Consider the following 1,164-nt stretch of genomic DNA (forward strand, 5'->3'; position numbering starts at 1 on the left):
TTACTGATCTTTTCGTAAGTTCGGTGGGTGTGGTGGGCGTGTGGGTGGGAGGCTGTCGGCGTGGCTTATCAACCTTCCTCTTCGGTTGCCGGCGCCTCCCTTCCTCCTTTGTCGCGGCCTCAGTTGGCGGAGGCGCGTCGTGTTCGGGCAGTCGAGTTGTTCGAGGACGGCGTCTCGAATGCGGAGATCGCGAGGGCGGTGGGGGTGTGTGCCGAGAGTGTGCGGCGTTGGCGACGGGTGTGGGAGCAAGGCGGTGCTTCGGCCCTGCGGCGACGGGCAGCCACCGGCCGCCCACCCAAGCTGGACGACACCCAGGTCGAGATGGTCCGGGCCGCGTTGGGGCAAGGTGCCCAGGCTCATGGTTTCGAGGCCGACCTGTGGACCCTGGAACGAGTCGGCGCGGTCGTCACCCGGACAACGGGGGTGGTGTTGTCGAGGGCGTCGGTATGGCGGCTGCTGACCGGCCGGCTGGGATGGAGCCTGCAACGGCCCGAGCGGCGGGCGGTCGAGCGGGACGAATCGGAGATCGCCCGCTGGATCGCGCACGAGTGGCCGCGCATCAAAAAAGGGCCGTGAACACACGTGCCTGGATCGTCTTCCTCGACGAATCAGGCGTCTCCCTGCTCCCACAGATCCGCCGCACCTACTCGCCCCGAGGGCGGACTCCGCTCCTGCGGCACCGTCTGAACTGGAAGCGTGCGTCGATGGCCGGGGCCTTGGGCTACCACTCCACCGTCCCCGATCGCGGGGCCCGCCTGTGCTTCCACCTCAAACCCGGCAGCTACGACACCGCCGCACTCATCGAGGTCCTGGAGCAGATGAAGGTGTTCTACCGCGGCGAGCGAGTGGTCCTGGTCTGGGACGGCCTGTCCGCCCACTGGAGCCGGGCGATGCGGGCCTGGGTCGCCGAACAGGACTGGCTCACCCTGGAACGATTACCCGCCTACGCTCCCGAGCTGAACCCGGTAGAACTGCTGTGGTCCTCACTCAAGAAGCGTGAACTCGCCAACCTCGCCGGCGACCACCTCGCCGATGTCGCCGACGCCACCGAGCAAGGCATCCACCGCATCAACACCAACCCCCAACTGCCATGGTCATTCCTCGCCCATACCGGCCTGACCATCCACCCACCACACCCACCGAACTTACGAAAAGATCAGTAAG

The 1,164-nt window shown here is 66.6% G+C and carries 2 protein-coding genes; both read left to right on the plus strand.

Annotated elements, in window-relative coordinates:
• Nucleotides 1-60 precede the first annotated feature (60 nt).
• Complete coding sequence (locus ACZ6EG_RS34015; RefSeq protein ID WP_469610525.1) at nucleotides 61-576, plus strand: winged helix-turn-helix domain-containing protein; 516 nt, start codon at nucleotides 61-63, stop codon at nucleotides 574-576.
• Nucleotides 573-1,163: an IS630 family transposase gene (locus ACZ6EG_RS34020; RefSeq protein ID WP_469610528.1), complete on the plus strand. Its 591-nt coding sequence runs from the start codon at nucleotides 573-575 to the stop codon at nucleotides 1,161-1,163. The genes ACZ6EG_RS34015 and ACZ6EG_RS34020 overlap by 4 nt, the downstream gene beginning before the upstream one ends.
• The last annotated feature ends 1 nt before the right edge of the window (nucleotide 1,164 follow it).

This window comes from Streptomyces sp. NPDC041968, from assembly GCF_055589025.1.